At 69.0% G+C, this 22,461-nt stretch carries 18 protein-coding genes; 12 read left to right on the forward strand and 6 right to left on the reverse strand.

Going from position 1 to position 22,461, the window contains the following annotated elements; genetic code table 11:
• Positions 1-60 precede the first annotated feature (60 nt).
• A complete protein-coding gene (hisC, locus tag OG817_RS38955) occupies positions 61-1,140 on the forward strand; it encodes a histidinol-phosphate transaminase (protein WP_406049967.1) in 1,080 nt (359 codons plus the stop codon).
• Positions 1,137-1,862 (forward strand): SDR family NAD(P)-dependent oxidoreductase, encoded by a 726-nt coding sequence (locus OG817_RS38960; protein WP_406049968.1) that lies wholly within the window; start codon positions 1,137-1,139, stop codon positions 1,860-1,862. The genes hisC and OG817_RS38960 overlap by 4 nt, the downstream gene beginning before the upstream one ends.
• A gap of 154 nt (positions 1,863-2,016) precedes the next feature.
• Here the strand turns inward: OG817_RS38960 and OG817_RS38965 are convergent, their stop codons facing one another.
• On the reverse strand, positions 2,017-2,610 hold the full coding sequence (locus tag OG817_RS38965) for a hypothetical protein (RefSeq protein ID WP_360455446.1): 594 nt from the start codon (positions 2,608-2,610) through the stop codon (positions 2,017-2,019).
• A gap of 487 nt (positions 2,611-3,097) precedes the next feature.
• Positions 3,098-4,039: an EamA family transporter gene (locus tag OG817_RS38970; RefSeq protein WP_406049969.1), complete on the reverse strand. Its 942-nt coding sequence runs from the start codon at positions 4,037-4,039 to the stop codon at positions 3,098-3,100.
• Positions 4,040-4,203: 164 nt separating this feature from the next.
• On the opposite strand from OG817_RS38970, the gene OG817_RS38975 reads away from it, so the two are divergent.
• The 4 genes from OG817_RS38975 to OG817_RS38990 all read left to right on the forward strand — a co-directional run bounded on the left by OG817_RS38975 (position 4,204) and on the right by OG817_RS38990 (position 9,234).
• Complete coding sequence (locus OG817_RS38975) at positions 4,204-5,403, forward strand: phytase (RefSeq protein ID WP_406049971.1); 1,200 nt, start codon at positions 4,204-4,206, stop codon at positions 5,401-5,403.
• Positions 5,404-5,744: 341 nt separating this feature from the next.
• Positions 5,745-6,911 (forward strand): pyruvate dehydrogenase (acetyl-transferring) E1 component subunit alpha, encoded by a 1,167-nt coding sequence (gene pdhA / locus OG817_RS38980; RefSeq protein ID WP_396397033.1) that lies wholly within the window; start codon positions 5,745-5,747, stop codon positions 6,909-6,911.
• Positions 6,911-7,888: an alpha-ketoacid dehydrogenase subunit beta gene (locus OG817_RS38985; protein ID WP_406049973.1), complete on the forward strand. Its 978-nt coding sequence runs from the start codon at positions 6,911-6,913 to the stop codon at positions 7,886-7,888. Before pdhA ends, OG817_RS38985 begins: the two co-directional genes overlap by 1 nt.
• Complete coding sequence (locus OG817_RS38990; RefSeq protein WP_406049974.1) at positions 7,888-9,234, forward strand: dihydrolipoamide acetyltransferase family protein; 1,347 nt, start codon at positions 7,888-7,890, stop codon at positions 9,232-9,234. The genes OG817_RS38985 and OG817_RS38990 overlap by 1 nt, the downstream gene beginning before the upstream one ends.
• A 159-nt stretch (positions 9,235-9,393) precedes the next feature.
• On the opposite strand, the gene OG817_RS38995 is transcribed toward OG817_RS38990, so the two are convergent.
• Positions 9,394-10,320, reverse strand: a complete 927-nt coding sequence (locus tag OG817_RS38995; protein WP_406049975.1) for an NADP-dependent oxidoreductase — start codon at positions 10,318-10,320, stop codon at positions 9,394-9,396.
• An 89-nt stretch (positions 10,321-10,409) separates the two neighbouring features.
• Between OG817_RS38995 and OG817_RS39000 the strand changes: the two genes are divergently transcribed.
• Entirely contained in the window at positions 10,410-11,228 is an 819-nt protein-coding gene (locus OG817_RS39000) for an EamA family transporter (RefSeq protein ID WP_406057610.1), read from the forward strand.
• Between the two features lie 54 nt (positions 11,229-11,282).
• Here the strand turns inward: OG817_RS39000 and OG817_RS39005 are convergent, their stop codons facing one another.
• Positions 11,283-12,719 (reverse strand): S8 family peptidase, encoded by a 1,437-nt coding sequence (locus OG817_RS39005; RefSeq protein WP_406049976.1) that lies wholly within the window; start codon positions 12,717-12,719, stop codon positions 11,283-11,285.
• Positions 12,720-13,036: 317 nt separating this feature from the next.
• On the opposite strand from OG817_RS39005, the gene OG817_RS39010 reads away from it, so the two are divergent.
• The 4 genes from OG817_RS39010 to OG817_RS39025 all read left to right on the forward strand — a co-directional run bounded on the left by OG817_RS39010 (position 13,037) and on the right by OG817_RS39025 (position 17,007).
• Positions 13,037-13,753: a GntR family transcriptional regulator gene (locus tag OG817_RS39010; protein ID WP_406049977.1), complete on the forward strand. Its 717-nt coding sequence runs from the start codon at positions 13,037-13,039 to the stop codon at positions 13,751-13,753.
• Complete coding sequence (locus OG817_RS39015; protein WP_406049978.1) at positions 13,750-15,066, forward strand: nitrate/nitrite transporter; 1,317 nt, start codon at positions 13,750-13,752, stop codon at positions 15,064-15,066. Before OG817_RS39010 ends, OG817_RS39015 begins: the two co-directional genes overlap by 4 nt.
• Positions 15,067-15,205: 139 nt before the next feature.
• The gene (locus tag OG817_RS39020) at positions 15,206-16,195 is read left to right on the forward strand and encodes an ATP-binding cassette domain-containing protein (protein WP_406049979.1); all 990 of its coding nucleotides are present in this window, start codon (positions 15,206-15,208) and stop codon (positions 16,193-16,195) included.
• The gene (locus OG817_RS39025) at positions 16,192-17,007 is read left to right on the forward strand and encodes an ABC transporter permease (RefSeq protein WP_396397023.1); all 816 of its coding nucleotides are present in this window, start codon (positions 16,192-16,194) and stop codon (positions 17,005-17,007) included. The genes OG817_RS39020 and OG817_RS39025 overlap by 4 nt, the downstream gene beginning before the upstream one ends.
• A gap of 109 nt (positions 17,008-17,116) precedes the next feature.
• Here the strand turns inward: OG817_RS39025 and OG817_RS39030 are convergent, their stop codons facing one another.
• A complete protein-coding gene (locus OG817_RS39030; protein WP_406049980.1) occupies positions 17,117-18,469 on the reverse strand; it encodes a serine hydrolase domain-containing protein in 1,353 nt (450 codons plus the stop codon).
• 86 nt (positions 18,470-18,555) lie between these two features.
• Between OG817_RS39030 and OG817_RS39035 the strand changes: the two genes are divergently transcribed.
• Positions 18,556-21,795: a BTAD domain-containing putative transcriptional regulator gene (locus tag OG817_RS39035; RefSeq protein WP_406049981.1), complete on the forward strand. Its 3,240-nt coding sequence runs from the start codon at positions 18,556-18,558 to the stop codon at positions 21,793-21,795.
• Here OG817_RS39035 and OG817_RS39040 read toward each other — a convergent pair.
• A complete protein-coding gene (locus OG817_RS39040) occupies positions 21,782-22,408 on the reverse strand; it encodes a TetR/AcrR family transcriptional regulator (RefSeq protein WP_406049982.1) in 627 nt (208 codons plus the stop codon). The genes OG817_RS39035 and OG817_RS39040 overlap by 14 nt on opposite strands.
• Between the last annotated feature and the right edge of the window lie 53 nt (positions 22,409-22,461).

The following is a 22,461-nucleotide window of genomic DNA, read 5'->3' on the forward strand; positions in this document are numbered from 1 at the left end:
CCGCTGTGGTGTGACGCGGTCAGGGTGGCCGGAGGGTGCGGTAAGGATTAACCTGCGGGCATGACCCCTGACAACGAGGTTCGCTTCCGCGGGTGCCTGGACGATGTGGCGGCTTACAAGCCCGGTCGTCCGCCCGCGCGCTCCGACGGCCGGCCGACGTACAAGTTGTCCAGCAACGAGAACCCGTACCCGCCGCTGCCCGGCGTACTGGCCGCTGCCACCGAGGCCGCGGCGCAGATGAACCGCTACCCGGACATGGGTGCGGTCGACCTGCTCGAGGCCTTGTCGGCACGGTTCGGCGTACCGGTGAGTGACCTCGCCGTCGGGACGGGGTCCGTCGCGCTGCTCTACCACCTGCTGCAGGCCGCGGTGTCCGAGGGTGACGAGGTGGTCTACGCCTGGCGCTCGTTCGAGGCGTACCCGATCGCCGTCCAGCTGACCGGCGCGACCTCGGTCCGGGTGCCGCTGACCGCCGACGCGCGGCACGACTTCAAGGCGATGGAAGCCGCGATCACCGAGCGGACCAAGGTCGTCCTGGTCTGTACGCCGAACAACCCGACCGGCCCGGTGGTCCGCGGGGACGAGTTGCTCGCGTTCCTGGACGCCGTACCGCGGAATGTCCTCGTCGTACTGGATGAGGCGTACCGCGAGTTCGTCCGCGAGCCCGGCGTCGTCGACGGCGTCGAGGTGTACCGGGACCGGCCGAATGTCGTCGTACTGCGGACCTTCTCGAAGGCGTACGGGCTGGCCGGCTTCCGCGTCGGCTACGCGATCGGCCATCCGGAGGTCATCGCGGCGATCCGGAAGTGTGCGTTGCCGTTCGGGGTCAGCCACGTCGCGCAGGCGGCCGCGATCGCATCGCTGGCCGTCGAGGACGAGTTGCTGGAGCGAGTCGAGGCGCTGGTCGGCGAGCGGACCCGAGTCGTCGAGGAGCTGCGCGCCGCGGGTTGGGACGTGCCCGATTCGCAGACCAACTTCGTCTGGCTGGAGCTCGGCGAGGACACCATCGCCTTCGCCGAGGCGGTGCAGGCCGAGGGGGTCTCGATCCGTCCGTTCGCCGGTGACGGTGCCCGGATCTCCATCGGCGAACGTGAGGCGAACGACCTCTTCCTCGCGGTCGCGCGCGACTGGCGCAAGTGACGTCGGCGGCCAGGTCGCTGATCTGGATCTCGGGCGCATCGGCCGGGATCGGTGCGGCGCTGGCCGCGGCCGTGCCGTACCCGGACGCGCGGGTGATCGACCTGTCCCGGCGCGGCGGAGGTACGGCGGAACACTTCAAGGTCGACCTGTCCGATCCGGCCGACTGGGAGCGGGTCGAGAAACACTTCGAGGCGGAGCTCGCCGGGTACGACGGTGATCGGGTCGTCTTCATCCACAACGCCGGGACGATCACGCCGATCGGCCCGGCCCACGCGGTCGACAGCAGCGCCTACACCAGCGCCGTGCTACTCAACTCGGTCGCACCGCAGGTCCTCGGCCGAGCCTTCCTGACCGCGACCGCCGGGCTGCGCTGCGAACGACACCTCGTGATGCTGTCCTCCGGCGCCGCCAAGACGCCGTACGCCGGCTGGTCGTCGTACACCGCGGGCAAGGCGGCAGTCGAGCAATGGGTCCGCACTGTAGGCGCAGAACAACCGCTCAACGGCTGCCGCGTGATCGCGGTTGCCCCAGGCGTGGTCGACACCGCCATGCAATCCGAGATCCGTTCCACCGACGAACAGTCCTTCCCCTCCGTGGCCCGCTTCCACGCCCTCAAACAGTCCGGCTCCCTGGCCACCCCCGAGACCGCCGCCACCGGCATCTGGTCCCTCCTCAACCGCGACCTCCCCAACGGCTCCTGCGTAGACCTCAGACACGCCTAGACCTGCGAAAGCCCGGCCCGCGCTGGGACGGGGGCCGGGCGTGATGCGGCGCCGGGAGGAGTGAGGCTTGCTCCCGGCGCCGCGGATGGTGCTACCGAATCAGTCACCCCACCGAGGTGGCTCTTTCGGGTCCTGCATCACTGACCAGGGAGGGTCAGTTGTTCTGCTTCGAGTCCTGCTCGCAGGTCTTCAGCGTGTCGATCGAGTTGCCGTCGTTGAACGCGCCGAGGACGCCGGCCAGGTTGGTCAGCGGGACGTTGCCGCCGATGCCGGTCGCGGACAGCTCGTTATGGCAGGCCTGGAACGGGCCGACGTTGTTGCGGCTCACCGACACCACGCCGTCGTCGCCCATCTTGTACCACTTGTGGTTGGCCTGGTCGTTGCCCTGCTCGCAGGTCTTGACAGCGGTGACCGAGTTGCCGTCGTTGAAGAAGCCCACGACGCCGGTGATGTCGCTCGCCGGCACGTTGCCGCCGATACCGGTGCCGGAACCGAACAGGTGGCAGGCCTGGAAGGGGCCGACGTTGTTGTCGTCGATGGCCAGGAGGCCGCCGTCGCGCTTGACGCCGTACCAGCCGTGGTTGCCGCCGTAGGCCTTGCTGGCCAGCGACGCCGCGTCGGCCAGACCGGTGTCCTGAGCCTTCTGCTGCGTGTCGTCGAGAACGTTCGCGCTCACAACGGTAGCCAGGCCCAGCGTGGCGACGGTCGCCACTGCCGCGGCGGCGGCGATCTTGCGAGTTACCTGCATTATGCCAGGTTTCCTTTCGGGTTTGACGGATTCGTCTTAGTGGTAACGACACCTGGCGGGGCCGGTTACAAACTTTTTTGTCAGCTATTGCGTCCGTGCTCGCCCCCATAGGCGGCACGTGATGAGTTCCCTGACGGCGCAGCAAATCCACTCTGACCAGGCAACTTGCCACCGGCCGGGGCTGTCGCCGAACCGATCGGCAGTTGATGGGAAATCGGCCGTAACCGAACCCGGAGTACGTCGTTGAGTCTGCGCGGGTGACGGATGAAACCCGGTGAATCGGAAGATTGTTTTCGGTGGGCTCGGTGGCCGCCGAACGAGCAATACCATGATGAATCGGAAATCGTTGAACCATTGCCGGAGTTTCGCGCCGTGTTTTTTCGGGGCAGGGTGCCGGCCGGCAAACCATGGCCCGCTGCCGCGCGCATCGGCAGCGGTGGGAGACCCGGGTCCTCAGGGGCCCGGGTTCTTCCGTCTGTAGACGCCGTCAGGTCCGCATTCGCCGCTCGGCGGTGACCACGAGCGCGACGCCGAGGATGATCACCGCGCCGCCGAGCAGGATCTGCCACGTGATGTGCTCGTCGAGGATCAGCCATCCGAGCAGTACGGCGACCGCCGGGTTCACGTACGCGTAGGTGCCGATCAACGAGATCGGCGCGTTCGCGAGCAGGTACGAGTAGGCGGAGTACGCGAGCAGCGAGCCGAACACGATCAGGTAGCCGAGCGCCAGCCAGCCGGATCCGTCGATCCGGTCGAGATGCAACCGGCCGGGCTCGCCGCGGACCACGCCGATCAGGACCATCGCCGTACCGCCGAAGACCATCTCGTACAGAGCGGTCACCAGCGGATCGCGCGGCAGGCCGAGGCGCGGTGCGAACCGCGAGCCGGTGGCCCAGCAGATCGTGCCCACCACCAGGATCGCGACCGACAGCGGCTTCGCACTCGTGTTACCACCTGACAACGCGAGCAGCGCCGCCCCGCCGAATCCGATCAGTACGCCGAGCCACGTCAAGCCGCGTGGACGCTCGCCACCGCCGACGCGCAACAGCATCAGCCACAGCGGGATCGCGGCCACCAGCAGCGCCGCCAGGCCGGACGGCACGGTCTGCTCCGCGATCGCGACCGCACCGTTGCCGAAGGCAAGCAATAGGATGCCGACCGTGGCCGCGCCGAGCGCCTCCCGGCGGGTGATCTTCAACCGCCGCCAGCCCGACTTCAGGCTGAGCACCGCGGCCAGCAGCAGGGCCGCGGTGAGGAACCGGGTCGCCATCCCGAGCATCGGCGGGATCTCCGCGTCCACAACCACCCTGATGCCCAGGTAGGTCGAACCCCAGACGACGTACACGACCGCGAGCGCGGTCCAGATCATCGCGCTCGAGGCCGGCCGGGCGCCGGCGTCGGGCAGTGCGGCCGGGGCAGAAGCGGCCATCTGGAGCCTCCTCGGCCGTCAGGGGTGTCATGCAAAGACGATGCTTACGCTAAGCGGGTAGGCGTCGCCGCGCAAGCCGGTTTCCAGTCAGCAATCCGCTGTTTCCCGCCAGTCCATCAGCGCCGGGCAATCTGCGCCGTACTGCCGATGGTGAGGAGAGTTGGATGCGAATCGCCGGTGTCACGCTTGCTGCGATGATCGTCACGCTGGGTGTCCAGCCGGCGTACGCCAGTGGGCTCACGGAGGTGACCGCGGTCGCCGAGACCGCGCCGAACTGGGACGACGAGGCGGGCGGCAACGCCAACGCCGACGACCCGGCCATCTGGATCGACGCCAAGCACCCCGAGCGCAGCGTCGTCCTCGGGACGCTGAAGAACGGCGGGCTGACCGTGTTCGACCTCGTCGGCAAGGAGGTCCAGCACATCGCGACACCACCTCCGCCGGCGCCGGGTCAGGAGCCCGGACGCTTCAACAACGTCGACCTGGTCGGCAACCTCGCGGTCGTCACCGACCGCGGCCGCGACCAGCTCAGGACGTACGCCGTCAAGGCCGGGCGACTCATCGACGTGACCAGCGCCAACGCACCGCTCGTGTTCAGCAAGGACACCGACGAGGTCCAGGACCAGCACACGGCGTACGGCCTGGCCGCCACCGAGATCCACGGACAGCCGGTCGTCGCAGTGACCCGGCGCAGCGAGACCCGGGTCGGCTTCTTCCGGCTCGTCCCCGACGGCCAGGGCAAAATCACCTATCGCCCGATCGGCAACGTCGACCTGCCGAGCAGCTTCCGGCTGAGCGACGGCAGCACCTGGTCGCCGTGCGAGGAGCCCGGTGACCGCCCGCAACTCGAGGGCATGGTCTTCGACCGCACCACCAACGACCTGTACGCCGCCCAGGAGGACGTCGGCGTCTGGCGCATCCCGCAGCACGGCAAGCCCGACCTGGTGGAGAAGGTCCGCGAGTACGGCCAGCCGGCGGCGTACGACGAGGAGACCGAGGAGTGCGCGCCGACCGGGCCGGTCAGCCGGGACGCCGGGAAGTACCTCAGTGCGGACGCCGAGGGTCTGACGATCGCCTACGAGCACGGCGAGCGGATCATGTACGCGTCCAGCCAGGGTGACTCGACGTTCGCGTCGTACCGGATGGACGGGCGGCGGTTGGTCTACCGCGCCGGCTTCCAGGTCGTCGACGGGTCGGCGGCGGACGGCGTACAGCACAGCGACGGTGCGGCGGTGACCACAGAGCCGCTCGGGCCGCGGTTCCCGCACGGTCTGTTCGCTGTGCACGACGGCGAGAACACGCCTGGTGACGGGGATCGTGAGGGCACCGACTTCAAGCTCGTCCGGCTCGAGAAGCTGCCCTGATCGCAACTCAGTTGTGACAGATGCTGTCAGGGCTGCAGATTTCTGTAATATGAGCGTGGAGATATGACCAGTGGGTGGACTGGTGTCTCGTGCCAGCACCGGTTTCGGTACCGGCGTACCCGCGAGCGTCCAGACAGTTAGCGGATCAGGCAACCCGCTGGGTACGGTGTCCCGCAAGTAATACAGCCAGTCAGGCCGGTGAGGAGGTCTACTGGTAGTAGTGCCAGTGCATCAACCCTGGATCCACGCGGTCCTGCCTGCGAAGCCTCACCCGGCTGAAGGGGCCGGCCCGCGCAACGTTGCGGTCGCGGCGATCCCGCGCTCGAACCCGAGGAGTGCATGTGAGTGAGTCGGTGCCGGGGATGACCCCGGAAGTGTTCGCGCCCGTCGAGGCGCCGGTCAGTCCGCCCCAGGCCTCCGAGGAGGTCGAGTTCGTCCAGCTGCTGACGCCCGAAGGTGAGCGCGTCGAGCACCCGGACTACTCGTTCGACCTCGACGACGAGGCGATCAAGGGCTTCTACCGCGACATGACCCTGGTCCGCCGGATCGACACCGAGGCCACCGCCCTGCAGCGGCAGGGTGAGCTCGGTCTCTGGGCGTCGCTGCTCGGCCAGGAGGCCGCACAGATCGGCTCCGGCCGCGCCCTGAACTCCAAGGACATGGTCTTCCCGACCTACCGCGAGCACGGCGTCGCCTTTTGCCAGGGCGTCGACCCGCTGCGGCTGCTCGGCCTGTTCCGCGGCGTCGACCAGGGTGCTTGGGACCCACGCGAGAACAACTTCCACCTGTACACGATCGTGATCGGCGCGCAGACGCTGCACGCGACCGGGTACGCGATGGGCCAGCAGCGCGACCACGCCATCGGCGACGCCGAGAACGGCGAGGCGACGATCGCGTACTTCGGCGACGGCGCCAGCAGCCAGGGCGACGTGAACGAGGCGTTCATCTGGGCCTCGGTCTTCAACGCGCCGGTCGTGTTCTTCTGCCAGAACAACCAGTGGGCCATCTCCGAGCCGATCGACCGGCAGACCCGGATCCCGCTGTACCAGCGCGCGGCCGGCTTCGGCTTCCCCGGCGTCCGCGTCGACGGCAACGACGTACTCGCGACGTACGCCGTCTCCCAGCAGGCGCTGAAGCGGGCCCGGGAGGGCAGCGGCCCGACCCTGATCGAGGCCTACACCTACCGGATGGGTGCCCACACCACCTCCGACGACCCGACGAAGTACCGGCTCAGCGAGGACCTCGAGCACTGGAAGCTGAAGGACCCGATCGAGCGGGTCCGCGCGTACCTGACCCGGACGGCCGGGGTCGACCACGACTACTTCGACCAGATCGACGCCGAGGCCGACGAGGTCGCCGCCACGCTGCGGGCCGGCTGCCTGTCGATGCCGGATCCGGAGCTCACCGACTTCTTCGACACCGTGTACGTCGAGCAGACGCCGCAACTGATCGAGCAGAAGGCACAGTTCGCCGCGTACGCCGCTTCGTTCGAAGGCGAGGTTCGGTGATGACGAAGATCACTCTCGGCAAGGGCATCAACGCCGGCTTGCGGGCCGCGATGGAGGCCGACCCCAAGGTCGTCGTGATGGGCGAGGACATCGGCAAGCTCGGCGGGGTCTTCCGGGTGACCGAAGGACTGCAGAAGGACTTCGGCGAGGACCGGGTGATCGACACCCCGCTGGCCGAGTCCGGCATCATCGGGACCGCGGTCGGCCTGGCGCTGCGCGGGTACCGGCCGGTCTGCGAGATCCAGTTCGACGGGTTCGTGTTCCCGGCGTACGACCAGATCATCAACCAGGTCGCGAAGATGCACTTCCGGTCGCACGGCCGGATCCGGATGCCCGTCGTGATCCGGATCCCGTACGGCGGCGGCATCGGCGCGGTCGAGCACCACTCGGAGTCGCCGGAGACGCTGTTCGCGCACGTGCCTGGTCTCAAGGTGGTGTCCTGCGGCGACCCGGTCGACGCGTACTGGATGATCCAGCAGGCGATCGCCACCGACGACCCGGTGGTGTTCTTCGAGCCGAAGCGCCGCTACCACGAGAAGGCCGAACTGGACGAGTCCGTGCCGCCGGAGCTGCCGCTGCACCAGGCGAAGGTGGTCCGTGAGGGCACCGACGCGACGCTGCTCTGCTACGGCCCGATGGTGAAGACCTGCCTGCAGGCCGCCGAGGCCGCGGTCGAGGACGGCCGGCAGCTCGAGGTCGTCGACCTGCGCACGATCTCGCCGTTCGACCTGCCGACGATCTTCGCGTCGGTGAAGAAGACGCGGCGGGCGATCGTCGTACACGAGGCGCCGTACACGCTCGGCCCGGGTTCGGAGATCGCGGCGCGGTTGACCGAGGAGTGCTTCTACCACCTGGAGGCGCCGGTACTGCGCGTTACCGGGTTCGACACCCCGTACCCGCCGTCGCGGACGGAAGAGGACTACCTGCCCGACCTGGACCGGGTGCTCGACGGTGTCGACCGGGTGATGGGGTACTGATGGGCATCCAGCACTTCCGCCTCCCCGACGTGGGTGAGGGTCTGGTCGAAGCCGAGATCGTCAGCTGGAAGGTCAAGCCGGGCGACACGGTCAAGCTCAACGACACCGTGGTCGAGATCGAGACCGCCAAGTCGCTGGTCGAGCTCCCGGTCCCCTTCGCCGGCACCATCGCCGAACTCCTCGTCCCCGAAGGCGAAACCGTCCCGGTCGGTACGCCGATCATCGCCGTCCAAACCGACTCCGCGGGCGACGAGACCCCACCGGCTGACGCCGGCACCGAAGACCTCGTGCCCGCGATCCCCGAGCCCGACAACGGCGGTCGCACCGCGGTCCTCGTCGGCTACGGCCCCCGAACCACCGAAGCCAAACGCCGCCCCCGCAAGAGTGCCGGCCCTGCATCAGCTCCGGCGGTCGAGGTGCCGGCACCCGCACCCGTACCCGAGCCAGTTGTTGCTAAGAGCAATGAACCGGCGGGCGCTGTACATGTGCTGGCCAAGCCCCCGGTGCGGAAGCTGGCGAAGGATCTGGGCATCGACCTCGCGACAGTGACGGCTACCGGGCCGGGTGGGATCATCACCCGGGCTGATGTCGAAGGGCATGTCGAGGCGCCGGCTCCGGTGGTTGAGGTTGCGCCAGTGGTCAGTGGGCGTGGGGACACTCGCGTGCCGGTGAAGGGTGTGCAGAAGGTGATGGCGCAGGCGATGGTTGCCAGTGCCTTCACCGCGCCGCATGTGACCGAGTGGATCACCGTGGACGTCAGCGCCACCATGGAGCTGGTCGACCGGCTCAAGGGTGACAAGGCGTTCCGCGATCTCAAGGTGTCGCCGTTGCTGATCGTCGCGAAGGCGGTCACCCTGGCAGCCCGTCGTACCCCGGTCATCAACGCGGCCTGGGACGAACCGGCGCAGGAGATCGTCTACAAGGGCGCGGTCAATCTCGGTATCGCCGCGGCCACCCCGCGCGGCCTGATCGTGCCGAACATCAAGAACGCCGACGCCCTCACGTTGCCCGAGCTCTGCGCGGCGCTGAACGACCTGGTCGCCACCGCCCGCGAGGGCAAGACCCAACCGGCGGATCAGGCCGGCGGCTCGTTCACCATCACCAACGTCGGCGTCTTCGGCGTCGACGCGGGGACGCCGATCATCAACCCGGGCGAGGCCGCGATCCTCGCCTTCGGCGCGATCCGCAAGCAGCCGTGGGTGGTGGACGACGAGATCGTCCCGCGCTGGATCACCACGCTGGCACTGTCGTTCGACCACCGCCTGATCGACGGCGAGAAGGGCTCCACCTTCCTCGCCGACGTCGCCGGCATCCTCGAGGACCCCGCCCGCGCCCTGATGTTCTGAACAACCCTGGAACGGCCCGGGCAGTCACCAGACTGCCCGGGCCGTGCCATGTGGCGGACCTCCGCCACTCACCAACCCGCCTGGGCGCGAGTGCCGCACGCTCACGCGCGCTGCGAGTCTCGTGGGGACCGGGGTTGGTGAGTGGGGGCGGTCCGCAAGTCAGCGGAGGGTGAGGACGAGCTTGCCGGTTGCCCGCGAGGTCTCGCCGATGCGATGGGCCTCGGCAGCCTGCTCGAGCGGGAACGTCCGCTCGACATGCACCCGGAGCAGCCCGCGCTCGACCAGGTCGGTCAACCCGAGCAGCCCGATCCGATCCGGCTCGACCAACATCTCCGCAGTACGTACGCCGCGTGCGTCGGCATCCCGCCCAAGCTTCTCCGGCACCCCGCCGAGTACGGCGACCAGCAGCCCGCCCGGTCGCAGGAACTCCAACCACCGCCGGTCCGATTCGGTCCCCGCCAGCCCGATCAGCAGGTCGAGCTCCCCGGGGTCAGCCGCCGGATCGTGGTAGTCGAGGGGCTGATCCACCCCGATCGACCGCAAGAACTCGTGCTTCCCCGCACTCGCAGTCCCGACCACCTCAGCCCCACGAGCCTTGGCGATCTGCACCGCCAGATGCCCGACCCCACCCGCGGCAGCATCAACCAGCACCCGCTGCCCAGCCTGTACGTCGGCCACCTCGACCAGGCACTGCCACGCGGTGAGCCCCGCCAGCGGCAACCCAGCCGCCTCCACGTGCGCCATCCCCGTCGGCTTCCGCACGAGCTGCCGAGACGGCGCCGTCACATAATCGGCGTACGCCGCAGCCTCCCGCGGAAACCAAGGCATCCCCAACACCTCGTCCCCCACGGCAACCCCGCTCGCGCCCAGGCCGGCCTCAACGACCACCCCGGACACATCCCAGCCGAGCGTGTACGGCGGCTTCCCCAGGTAGACCTCCTCCGCCCGAGTCACCCAGTCCACCGGGTTGACGCCCGCAGCATGCACCTCCACCAGCACCTCAGTAGGCCCCGGCACCGGCTTCTGGACCTCGGTCAGCTCGAGAACTTCTGGCCCTCCGAACTTCCACTGCCTCACAGATCGCATGCCTACAGCGTCTCAAGTACCAGGCGCACGAGCCGAGAAACCGATCGCGATCGGGTTTCCGCCGGTGAGAGGGTGTAGCGGTGGTGTTGATGGTGGTGCTGGGGGCGGCGGTTCTTCATGCGGCCTGGAACGCGATGGCTCATGGGGCGCCGGACCGGGTGGCGGGGCTCGCGTTGTTCGAGATCGCGGCGGGAGTGATCGGTCTCGTCGCGGTGCTCGTGATGGGGCTGCCGCCGGGCGGCACCTGGGGGTACATCATCGCGTCCGCGTTGCTGCACCTGGCGTATCTCGGTGGGCTGCTCGCGTCGTACCAGCTGGGGCAGTTCAGCCAGATGTACCCGTTGGCCAGGGGTACGTCGCCGTGGGTGGTCGCCGTGGTGTCGATCGTCGTACTGCATCAGGCGCTGGCCGCGGTCGAACTGGCGGGCGTGCTGCTCATCTCGGCGGGGTTGATCGCGCTGGTGTTCATCGGGCGGCCCGGGCGGCGGCAGTTGCCCGCCTTGATGGCTGCCGTCGGGACCGGGCTGATGATCGCGTCGTACACCGTGGTCGACGGTCTGGCGGTGCACAAGATGCCCGTGCTCACGTACATGGGCTGGGTGTTCATGCTCCAGGGATTCGCGATGCCGCTGGTGGTGTTCGCGTGGCGCGGCCCGCGGGTTCTGCAGTTGCCCCGGGCGGCGGTCCTGTCGGGCCTCGCCGGTGGCGTGGTGTCGATGATCGCGTACGGGCTGGTGCTCTGGGCACAGACGCGGGGAACACTGGCGTCGATCGCTGCCCTGCGCGAAACCAGCATCATCTTCGGCGCGATCATCGGCGCAGTCTTCTTCGGCGAACGCTTCGGCCCTCGCCGAGCCCTGGCCGCCGTAGTAGTCGTCGCTGGAATCGTCCTCATCAGCACCGGCTGACGAGCGCGCGGTGATGAGTGGGGGTCCTGGGCGGAGGACCCCCACTCCGACTGGTTAGCGATGTACTGCGTCGAGGGCGTCGGCGATGCCTTCACCGAAGAAGGCGTTGTTCGCGGTCGTCCCCGTGCAGCGGGCGTCCGGGGTGGTCGGGCAGGCGGTGTCGTCCGCCTCGTTGCGCAGCGCCCGCTCCAAGTCGCTAGGGCTCCACCACGGGTGCACCGACTTCATCAGCGCGGCGACACCGGTGACGTGGGGCGACGCCATCGATGTACCGCTCATGTTTCCGTAGCCGCCACCCGGCAGGGTGGACAGGATCGAGCTGCCCGGGGCCGCGACGTCGATCTTGTTCAGGCCGAAGTTCGAGAAGCTGCTACGCGCCCTGGCCTGGGTCGTGCTCGCCACGGTGATCACGCCGGGCAGCTCGGTCGGCATGTCCAGGCAGCTGTTGTTGATCTGCCGGGGGACCGGGGTCGAGTCGTTCGGGCTGCCGTTGTCGGTGGTCTTGTTGGCCAGGTCGTAGTTCGCGTTGCCGGCGGCCGCGACGGACAGCACTCCACGACCCGTCGCCCAGGCGTACGCGCGCCGCACCGCTTCCTGGACCGCGCCCTGGTCACCGTTGTCCTTGCACCAGAACTCGAACGGGTCGATGAAGTAACTGTGGTTCGTGACGTCCATGTGGTGCTCGGCGGCCCACACGATGCCGCAGATCGAGTACTCCGGGTAGATGAAGCCGTAGTCGTTGACCACCTTGACCGACGCGATCCGCACGCCGGGAGCGACACCGACGATGCCGACGCCGTTGCGGGCCGCGGCGACCGTCCCGGCCACGTGCGTGCCGTGCGAGCTGGTGGTCGGCCGCCAGGCACCCGCAGTGGTGTCCGGTACGCCGTTGTTCACACAGTTCACCGAGTCCTTGGCGTCGAAGTTCGGCGCCAGGTCCGGGTGGGTGTCGTCGACACCGCTGTCGTTGATGCCGACCAGCACACTGCGGGAGCCGTCGGTGACCGCGTGGGCCTGGTCCGCCTTGATCTGGACCATGTCCCACTGGTCGACCTCGCGCGGATCCGGCACCGGCGCGGCTTCGGCGTCCTCGACCGACTTCACTCCGGCGGCGGACTTCGCCGTACCGACCGGGCCCTCGCTGACCGCGGCGGTGCGGGTCGCGCCGACCGACTGGACCTCTCGCCCGTTGTTGCCCGCGCGCACGTCGGTGCGGAAGTCCGGGTTGGTCGACTGGGCGATCACCACCCCGAGCTGGCCGTACGACGACACGACGGTCCCGCCGGCCGCCTTCACGGCGAGCTCGGCCTTGCGGACGTGACCGGGGGTGGCCTTGGTGTTGACCACGTAGTTCATCAGCGGCCCAGGCGCCGCCGCCGACGCCTGGTCGGACGGAACGGCGTGGGCGGTGGCGGCACCGAGTGTCGTCAGAGTGAGCGCAGTGGCAGCCAGGCCGGCTGTCCACCGGCGCGGACGGGAGCTTCGGGACACGCTGCCTCCTCGGGACGGGGGCCTGGGTGAGGTCGGGCCAGGCTCGGTATCCCGAGACTCTAGAGCGGATCGCGAAAACGTGGAGTTCTTCATCCACAACGCAGGGGAAACCCTCCACTTGTCACTACCTACAGTCCATCTGTTCACGCTCAGTTGCCCACATGCTGTGGATCGGCCTGTGGATAACTCGTGGACAAGCTGGGGAATACCTGGCCGCGGCGGTGGATTAGAGGTCTGTGTAAGATAGATACAACAGAGATACCGGTCGTATGGGTGGGAGTTCAGTGACAAGCGGGGTGCCGGGGAACGAGTCGGCTGTGTCGGCGTCGCGGTCAGCGCTGGAGTTGGGCGAGGAGACCGCGGAGATCGCCCGGGTGGTGGTCGAGGCGGCGCCGGGGGTCGAGAAGATCCCGGCTACCGAGCGGGTCTACGCCTACGTGAAGGCGGCGATCCTGGACCGGGTCTACCCGGGCGGTGAGCTGCTCACCGAAGGTGAGCTGGCCACCGCGGTCGGGGTGTCGCGGACACCCGTGCGCGAAGCGTTGCTCCGGTTGGAAGAGTCCGGCCTGGTGAAGCTGTACCCGAAGAAGGGCGCACTCGTTCAGCCGGTGCTGCCGCAGGAGATCGACGATGTCCTGGAGGCCCGCGAGCTGATCGAGACGCACACCGCCTCGAAGGTCTGGCCGCGGCGCAAGCAGCTCGTCGAGACCCTGACCCAGCGCGTCGACGAGATGCGCGAGCACCGCCGCAGCGGCGACGCGAAGAGCTTCCTGGAGGCTGATCGCGCCTTCCACGAGGCCATCGTCGGTGCCGCCGGCAACCAAATCCTGGCCAAGCTCTACAACAGCCTGCGCGACCGCCAGGTCCGGATGGGCGTGCCCGGCATCCAGATGCAGCCGGCCCGGATGGACAAGTCGATCGCCGCGCACCAGGAGATGATCGACGCCCTCGGCGGGAACAGCGTGAAGCGGTTCCGCGAGCTCGTCGTCGCCCACATCGACTCCGCCTCGGCGGACCTGCGGAGTTCGCGTTGACAGAACTCCTCTTCCCCCTGGGCGGACGTCGCGCCTGGGCGGTGTGGACCACTGCTGTCCTCACCTACCTCGTGACCGTGCTGCACCGTGGCTCGATGAGCGTGGCCGGCCTGCAGGCCGCCGAGCGCTTCCACATCTCCGCATCCGCGCTGGCCAGCTTCACCGTCGTACAGCTGACCGTGTACGCCGCTATGCAGGTGCCGGTCGGCGTACTGCTCGACCGGTATGGCTCCAAGCGGCTGCTGATCACCGCGTCCGGGCTGCTGTTCGTGGCGCAGACCGCGTTCAGTCTGGTCGACTCCTACCCGGCTGCGCTCGCGGCCCGCGCCGTACTGGGTGTGGGCGACGCACTGGTGTTCATCAGCGTGCTGCGGGTTGTCATGTCGTGGTTCCCCGCGTTACGGCAGCCGGTGATGTCACAGGCGACCGGAATGCTCGGTGGTCTCGGCGCGATCGTCTCGACCGTGCCGATGTCCGCGGCCTTCCACGCTTTCGGTTGGACCACCACCTTCGCCGCTGCCAGTGTGCTCAGCCTGGTGACCGGCGTACTCGTTCTCTTCCTGATCAAGGACACGCCGTACGACGAGCCGCTGCACCGGGCCAAGCAGTCGGTCCCCGAGGTGCGGCACAACCTGCGGCGGGCCTGGAAGGAGCCGGGCACCCGGTTGGGGCTGTGGACGCACTTCACCACCAGCTTCTCCGGCAGCACCTTCGGACTGCTGTGGGGCTTCCCGTTCCTGGTCAGCGGTGAGGGGCTGGCGCCGACGACTGCGGCGGCGATGCTGGTCCTGCCGGTGCTGGCGGGCCTCTGCTACGGCCCACTGGTCGGTCGATACGCCGCTCGGTTCCCGTTCTACCGCTCCTGGATCGTGCTGGCCGTGATCGCGGGGTCTGTGACGATGTGGACCGTCGTACTGCTCTGGCCCGGCCAGGCACCGCTCCCCGTGCTCCTGCTGCTGATCGTCGTCCAGGCGGCCGGCGGGCCCGGGTCGATGCTCGGACTGGACTACGCCCGTACGTTCAACCCATCCACGCGGTTCGGGGCGGCGAACGGGATGGTCAACACTGGTGGGTTCATCGCCACGCTGCTGTGCATCGGCATGGTCGGCATCCTGCTCGACGCCTCGTCGGGCGGGGCGCCGCAGACCATCACCGACTTCAAGTGGGCGCTGGCCTTCCAGTACGTGCTGTGGGCGATCGGCACCCGGCAGATCCTCAGGTACCGGCGGAAGGCCCGGGCCACGCTGGCCCGGTACAACCCGGAGATCTACGAGGCGCTGCGGGCCAACCAGGTCGTACCGCTGAAGGGCTAGGTCGTGTCTGCTGTCCCGCAGACACGACCTGTGCCAGCGACTGGCATGCCCTGATATGGCCTGACAGCCGAGTGCCAGGGCGGTGCCAGAGCGGTCCGGCACGGTAGTCCCAGTGAAGTGATTCCACTGGGAGGAACCGATGACCACAACGAACCAGGTCGCCATCGAAGCTGTTGGCTTGGTCAAGAAATATGGCAGCACCACCGCCCTGGCCAGCGTCGACCTGAGTGTGCCGACTGGCACCGTGCTCGGGGTCCTCGGGCCGAACGGGGCCGGCAAGACCACGGCGGTCCGCATCCTCGGCACCCTGCTCCGCCCCGACTCCGGCCACGCCACCGTCGGCGGGTACGACGTCGTCCGCGAGGCCGGCCGGGTCCGGGAGATCATCGGGCTGACCGGACAGTACGCCTCGGTCGACGAGGACATGTCCGGCCGCCGGAACCTGATCATGATCGGGCGGCTGCTCGGCCACTCGCGGGAGCGGTCCCGCGCCAAGGCGGACCAGTTGCTGGAGCGATTCGAGCTGACCGACGCCGGTGACCGGATCGCGAAGACATACTCCGGCGGTATGCGCCGGCGCCTCGACCTGGCTGCCAGCCTCGTCGGCGACCCGAGCATCCTCTACCTGGACGAGCCCACGACCGGTCTCGACCCGCACGCCCGCAACGGCGTCTGGGAGACGATCCGCAACCTGGTGCTCGACGGGACCACGGTGCTCCTCACCACGCAGTACCTGGAGGAGGCCGACGCACTGGCCGACTCGATCATGGTGTTCGACAAGGGCCGGGTGGTCGCCTCCGGGCGGCCGGCCGAGTTGAAGGCCCAGGCCGGCAAGCAGTCGCTGGACGTCAGTCCGGCCGAGCCGGCCCACCTCGAGCGGGTCGCGGCGATCGTCGCCGAGTCGGTCGGCGTACGCCCGACCGTGGACGTGGTGAACGCCCGGGTCAGCGCGCCCGTCACCGACGGTTCGTCGACGCCGGTCGTGGTACGCCGCCTCGACGAGGAAGGCATCGCGGTCACCGAACTGGCGCTGCGGCTGCCCAGCCTGGACGAGGTCTTCCTCGCCCTGACCGGTCACACCGCCGAAGAGAAGAAGTACGACGCTGTCCTGGAAGGAGCCGGCCGATGAGCACCGCAGTTGTCGATGCCCCGGCCCACGCGGGCCGCCGTACCAATCCGTTCGCCTGGGTCCAGCAGAGCCTGACCCTGGCCTGGCGCAACGTCGTCCGGATCCGGCAGAACCCGGAGGCCCTGGCGGACGTGACGTTCCAGCCGATCATCTTCCTGGTGCTGTTCCTGTTCGTCTTCGGCGGCGCGATCGCCCAGGGCGGGACGTGGCACGACTACCTGCCGTACCTGCTGCCCGGTCTGCTGGTGCAGACCGTGGTGTTCTCCACGATGGGCACCGGGGTGGCGCTGAACGACGACTTCGCCAAGGGCGTCTTCGACCGGTTCCGGAGCCTGCCGATCGCCCGGATAGCGCCGTTGGTGGGTGCCGTCCTCGGTGACGCGGTGCGGTACTCGCTGTCGATCGTGATCCTGATGGGGACCGGGTTCGCGCTCGGGTTCCGGTTCGGGAACGGCGTCGCCAACGGCCTGCTGGCGCTGGTGATCGTGCTGCTGTTCGCACTGTCGATGTGCTGGATCTGGGTCTGGCTCGGGCTGACCCTGAAGACCGCGCAGGGTGTCCAGGGCGTCGCCTTCCTGGTGATGTTCCCGCTCACCTTCGGCAGCAACGTGTTCGTCCAGACCGACACCCTGCCGGGATTCCTGCAGGCCTTCGTGAACGTCAACCCGGTCAAGTACCTGGTCGACACCATGCGAGCCCTGATGCTGGGCGGCGACCTCCAGAAGCCCCTCCTCATCACCTTCGCCTGGATGATCGGCCTGGTAGCAGTCTTCGCCCCCCTAGCCATCCGCGCCTACCGCCGCCGCACCTAGGCCGACCCCGGGTCGAACTCGGTGGCGGGTTATGTGACGGCTGGCGCCCAGTAACAGGTCAGCCGTCCAACAACCCGCCATCGATGCCTTTGGCAAACATCCCGCAGGCTCAATCGGGGAGGTGCTGGCCGAAGGCGAGGGGTTGGCGGGTGCAGAGGTAGGTTGCCCAGTGCAACTTTGTGGGGGTGCCGGTGGTGTCTCGGGTGATGCGGAGGAGTTCGCCGGTTTCGCGGCCGGAGATGGTGCGGTAGGTGTCTTCGGCGATGCGGGCGAAGACGGCCGGCTTGATGTGTTCGGGGGCGCCGAGGCCGGCCGCCTCGAGGGTGCCGGACTTGACCGAGAAGATGAACGGGCGCCCCTCGGAGAACCACGTGCCGAGGACACCTTCGAGCTCGGCCGGTACGGCGTCGCCCGGCATCCACGGGCCGGCGGGCAGCGGGTCGTCCTCGAGGACCTTGATCGCCAGATCGGTGGCCAGCGCGCTCGGGGCCGGCGACGACGTCGAGTTGAACAGCGCGATCCCGGCCGTGCCGGACGGGCGGTGGACGAACGTCGACGTGATGTGACCGGGCATGCCGCCGTCGTGCCCGACGAACACGCGGTCGCCGAGACGCAGCAGCATGAAGCCGAGCCCGAACGCGAGCTGCCACCGCTCCATGTCCGCCATGAGCTGCACCTGGCACATCTCGTCCACGGTGTCCTTCGACAGCACGTCGTCGACAGGATCGGCCACGAACATGGCCCACTTCGCCAGGTCCTCCGCCGTACTCGCCAGACCGCCGCAGGCGTTCAGCGCACCGAGATCGAGGAGCTTCTCCTGCACCGGTACGTCGGTGTACGGCGGTACGTAGTACCCGGTGGCTGCCGGTCCGCCGTCCATGCCGACCGTCGTACGGCGCATCTCCAGCGGGTCCAGGATCCGGGTCTTGATCGCGTCGTACCAGGGCCGGCCGTCGATCCGGGCGACGATCTCGCCGAGCATCGAGAAGACCAGGTTCGAGTAGTGAACCCGGTGGTGCGGCTTGCCGACCCGCTCGGCCTCGTTCCAGCCCGACACCAGCTCCTCGCGGTCCGGGAACTTCATCAGGTCCCAGACGTCGCCGACCGGCTCGCGCTGCATGCCGCTGGCGTGGCTGAGCATCTGCCGCACGGTGATGCCCTCGTGCTTGCTCTCCGGGATCAGCTTCTCGACCGTGTCGTCCAGGCTGAGCTTGCCTTCGTCGCGCAGCGCCATGATCGCGACCGCGGTCAGCGTCTTGCTCTGCGACGCGATCAGGAACTGCGAGTCCGCCGTCGGCGGCACCCCGGGCGAACCCAGATCGGCCGATCCGGTCCCCTGCGACCAGGCCAGTGATCCGGCCCGGGCCACGGCCCCGACGACGCCGGGCACCCGCCCCTTCGTCTGCCGTTCGGAAACGATTCGAGTGAGAGCGGTCTGTGTACCCGCGGCGATGTCAGTCACGACTGCCGAGACTATGCGAAGGAGATGACAAAAGGCAGGGGGATTTGGACGGCCTCATGTGCGAGGCTGGAGGTGTGCGCATAGCGGTGCTTGGGCCTCTCGCGATGTGGGCGGCCGACGGGACTCCGCTGGACGTCCGCGGGGTCCGGCTGCGCGGATTGCTCGCCCGGCTCGCGCTCAGCGCCGGCCGCCCGGTGAGCGTCGAGACGCTGGTCGACGGCCTGTGGGGCAGTGAGGCTCCCAGCGCGAACGCCCTGCAGTCGCTCGTCTCCCGCCTGCGCGCCGGCCTGCCGGCCACCGAGTCGAGCGTCTCGGTCCAGTCCGGCCCGGCCGGCTACACGCTGACGATGGGAGCCGACTGCGTCGACGCCCTCCAGTTCGAGGACCTGGTACGCCGGGGCCGCGGGCTGATCGGCTCCGATCCGGAGAAGGCCCACGCGCTGCTCACCCAGGCGGAGAAGCTGTGGCGCGGGGACGCGCTCGCCGACCTCCGCGACCTGCCGTTCGCATCGGTCGAGGCCGACCGCCTGAGTGAGCTCCGGCTCGCCGCGGCCGAGGATCTCGCCGAGGCCGCCGTCCGCTGCGGCCACGCGCGCGACCGCATCACCGAGCTCGAACGCCTCGCCGTCGCCCACCCACTCCGCGAGCGCGTCCACGAACTGCTGATCAGAGCCCTGTACGCCGATGGCCGGCAAGCCGAGGCGTTGGCGGCGTACGAGCGGGTCCGGGCGACCCTCGCGGACGAGCTCGGTGCGGACCCCGGGACCCGTCTGCGCGAGCTACACGTCGCCGTACTGCGTGGGGACTCGGTGGACCCGGTGGCGACCGACGGTGTCGTGCCGGCGACGACCGCTGCGGCGCCACACAGCAACCTGCGTGCACCGATGACCAGCTTCGTCGGCCGCCGCGAGGACGTGGCCGAGCTGGAGCGACTGCTGAACAACGGGACGCGTCTGGTGACCATGGTCGGTCCTGGTGGCGCTGGAAAGACCAGACTGGCGACAGAGACCGGACGGTCCCTGGTTGCGCAGAGCGGCGACGGCATCTGGTTCGTCGAGCTCGCGCCACTCGGTGACGCCGCGGAGGTCGCGCCCGCAGTCCTGTCCGCGCTCGGCGCGACCGAGTACATCGACACTCCGCAGAGCGCACTGGGGACACCGAGGCGGCTCCCGGCGTCGAGGGCCGCGACCGAGCGGCTGGTGGACGTCATCGCGGACCGCCGGGTCCTGCTCGTGCTGGACAACTGCGAGCACCTCGTGCAGGAGGTCGCCGCCCTGGTCGACTCGTTGCTCGCGGCCTGCCCGCGACTCCGGGTGCTGACGACCAGCCGTGAGCCGCTGAGCATCCCCGGCGAGCTCCTGCATCCGGTCGGCCCGCTGGGGCTGCCGCCCGAGGACGCGGTCGACGACGAGTACCCGGCGATCCAGCTGTTCGTCGACCGGGCCCGCGCCGTACGACCGGACTTCGCCCTGATCGACGCGAACCGGGGAGCGGTCGCGGAGATCTGCCGCCGGCTGGACGGCATGCCACTGGCGATCGAGCTCGCGGCGGCACGGCTGCGGGCGCTCACGCCGGAGCTGATCGTGGAGCGGCTCGCCGACCGCTTCCGCCTGCTGACCAGCGGATCGCGGACCGCGCTGCCCAGGCATCAGACGTTGCGCGCGGTCGTGGAGTGGAGCTGGGAGCTGCTCGATCCCGACGAGCAGGCGGTGGCCCGACGGCTGTCCCTGTTCTCCGGCGGCGCGACCCTGGAGGCCGCCGAGCAGGTGTGCAGCGACCGCAATCTGCCGCCGCACGCGATCCTCGGCGTACTGGCGTCTCTTGTCGACAAATCGCTCGTGGAAGCGGCGGCCGGCGAGCGCTCGGTGCGGTACCGGATGCTCGAGACCGTCCGGGCGTACGGCGCCGAGCAGCTCGAGCTGGCCGGTGAGCGCGAGCGCTTCCGGCACGCACACACGATGTACTTCAGCCGGTTGCTGCGGCAAGCCAAGCCGAAGCTGCGGACCGGCGAGCAGATCCAGTGGATCGCCCGCCTGACCGCGGAGAACGAGAACCTGATCGACGCGCTCCGCCATGCGATCGACACCGGCTCGGCGCGCGTCGCGGTCCAGCTCGTCTCGGTGCTGGGCGAGTACTGGAACATGAGCGGCCGTCCGTCCGAGGCGGTCGGCTGGATGCAGGCGGCGCTCGCCGTACCGGGACCGACCTCGCCGCACGACCGGGCGATGGCCCTGATGCTGTACTCGATCGGCACGCTGTCCATCAGCGAGGATCCCGGCGCGAACTTCCACCAGGCGATCCGCGGGCTGGCCGAGGTGCGGTGGCTGAGCCGGCGTCACGCGTACGTCGCACAGTCCGGCGTCGGGATGTTCACGAACGCCGTGTGGGCGATGATTCGCCGGGACAAGGTCGCGTCGTTCCGGGAGCTCGAGGCGGCCCGCGAGCACGACGACCCCTGGACCCGGAACCTGGCCGTGATGATGACGGCGATGTTCCGCGAGAACGACGGCGAGGTCGACCAGATGGCGGCCGACCTGAGCGTGGCGCTGGACGGCTTCCGTCAGATCGGCGATCGCTGGGGTACCTCGATGGCCCTGCGCGGACTGTCGAGTTTCCAGGGCAGCCGCGGCGATCACGAGAGCGCGCTCGAGTCGCTGGACGAGGCCCTCAGCCTGATCGGTGAGCTCGGCACGACCGAGGGAGTGTCCCAGCTGCTCGGCCAGAGTGCGGCGGAGCGGCTCGAGCTCGGCGACATCGATGGCGCTCGTGCGGACCTGGCCAGAGCGATGCAGCTGGCCGAGGAAACGGGCTCACGTGGCGGTCAGGGGATGGCGTACCTAGGGCTGTCGCGTGTCGCCTACCGGACCGGCCGGCTGGACGAGGCCAAGGAGCTGGGCGAACGTGCGTACTCGATGCTCGACCTCGAGGTGGAGCGGATGGCGCCGCAAGGCCAGGCGATGATGCTGGCGAACCTCAGCCGGGTGCATGTCGCGCGCAAGGAGCTCGACGAGGCGCGCCGCTACGGCAAGCAGGCGATCGAGCTCGGTCTGTCCGCCGACGACATGCCGGTGGCGTCGATCATCGTCGAGGTCCTCGCAGACGTGGAGGAGCTGGCCGGCGAGCCCGAGCTCGCGGCGCGGACGCTGGGCATGGCGGCGGCGATGCGCGGTCTGCGGACGGTCGCCGACGCCGACGTCCGGGCCGCCTTCGACCGGTTGCAAGAGGCCCTGGGCAACGATGCGTTCGACGCCGCGTACGACGCCGGCGCGTCGCTGCCCCGGGACCAGGTGGTGCTCGAACTGCGGAAGCGGGTCAGCTCGTCATGAGCTGAACGGCCAGGTCACGCAGGGACTGCTGCACCGTCTGTTCGGGCGGTCGCGGGTCGGTCAGCATCCAGTCGTAGACCACTGTGTTGACCGCGCCGAAGAAGGCCAGCCCGAGGAACCGGAAGTCCTTGGGCTTGATCTCGCCGCGGCCGACGGCGGTCTCGCCGAGGTCGTTCACGCTGCCGATCAGCAGCTCCCGGAAGGCGATCCGCTGCTCCTCGACGGCCGGACTGGTACCGACCACTTCGACGAACGAGATCCGCGCCTGACGCAGGTCGGCCATGATCGTGTGCAGGTAACTGTCGACGGCCGCGGTGATCCGCTCGGCGACCGGCCGGTCGGCGGTCCGGCGCAACGCGTCGCCGGTGGTCCGCACCGCCGTTTCGATCACCTGCGCGTGCACGGCGAGCAACACGGCTTCCTTGTTCTGGAACTCGTGGTAGAAGTGGCGGGTGGAGACTTTCGCCTGTGTACACAGGCGTTCCACCGATGTCGCGGGATAGCCTTCGGTCCCGAACAGCTCCAGCGCGGCGGCGAGCAGTCGCTCCCGGCGCGCAGCCTTCCACTCCTCGACGGACCGCCCGGAATAACGGCGTACGGAGGGTTCCCTCATCACACCTCTTGTCGCTACCCCGTGCCAGATGCCGGACATCCTATCCACCACTC

It is taken from the genome of Kribbella sp. NBC_00889 (assembly GCF_045207705.1).
GTDB lineage: Bacteria > Actinomycetota > Actinomycetes > Propionibacteriales > Kribbellaceae > Kribbella.

Bases quoted from the DNA above. Each gene is read 5' to 3' on its own strand.
- OG817_RS38985 (WP_406049973.1), top strand. From the start codon at position 6,911: ATGACGAAGATCACTCTCGGCAAGGGCATCAACGCCGGCTTGCGGGCC.
- OG817_RS38975 (WP_406049971.1), top strand. From the start codon at position 4,204: ATGCGAATCGCCGGTGTCACGCTTGCTGCGATGATCGTCACGCTGGGT.
- OG817_RS38995 (WP_406049975.1), bottom strand. From the start codon at position 10,320: ATGCGATCTGTGAGGCAGTGGAAGTTCGGAGGGCCAGAAGTTCTCGAG.
- OG817_RS39025 (WP_396397023.1), top strand. From the start codon at position 16,192: ATGAGCACCGCAGTTGTCGATGCCCCGGCCCACGCGGGCCGCCGTACC.
- OG817_RS38970 (WP_406049969.1), bottom strand. From the start codon at position 4,039: ATGGCCGCTTCTGCCCCGGCCGCACTGCCCGACGCCGGCGCCCGGCCG.
- OG817_RS38965 (WP_360455446.1), bottom strand. From the start codon at position 2,610: ATGCAGGTAACTCGCAAGATCGCCGCCGCCGCGGCAGTGGCGACCGTC.
- OG817_RS39000 (WP_406057610.1), top strand. From the start codon at position 10,410: ATGGTGGTGCTGGGGGCGGCGGTTCTTCATGCGGCCTGGAACGCGATG.
- OG817_RS38990 (WP_406049974.1), top strand. From the start codon at position 7,888: ATGGGCATCCAGCACTTCCGCCTCCCCGACGTGGGTGAGGGTCTGGTC.
- hisC (WP_406049967.1), top strand. From the start codon at position 61: ATGACCCCTGACAACGAGGTTCGCTTCCGCGGGTGCCTGGACGATGTG.
- OG817_RS39040 (WP_406049982.1), bottom strand. From the start codon at position 22,408: ATGAGGGAACCCTCCGTACGCCGTTATTCCGGGCGGTCCGTCGAGGAG.
- OG817_RS39020 (WP_406049979.1), top strand. From the start codon at position 15,206: ATGACCACAACGAACCAGGTCGCCATCGAAGCTGTTGGCTTGGTCAAG.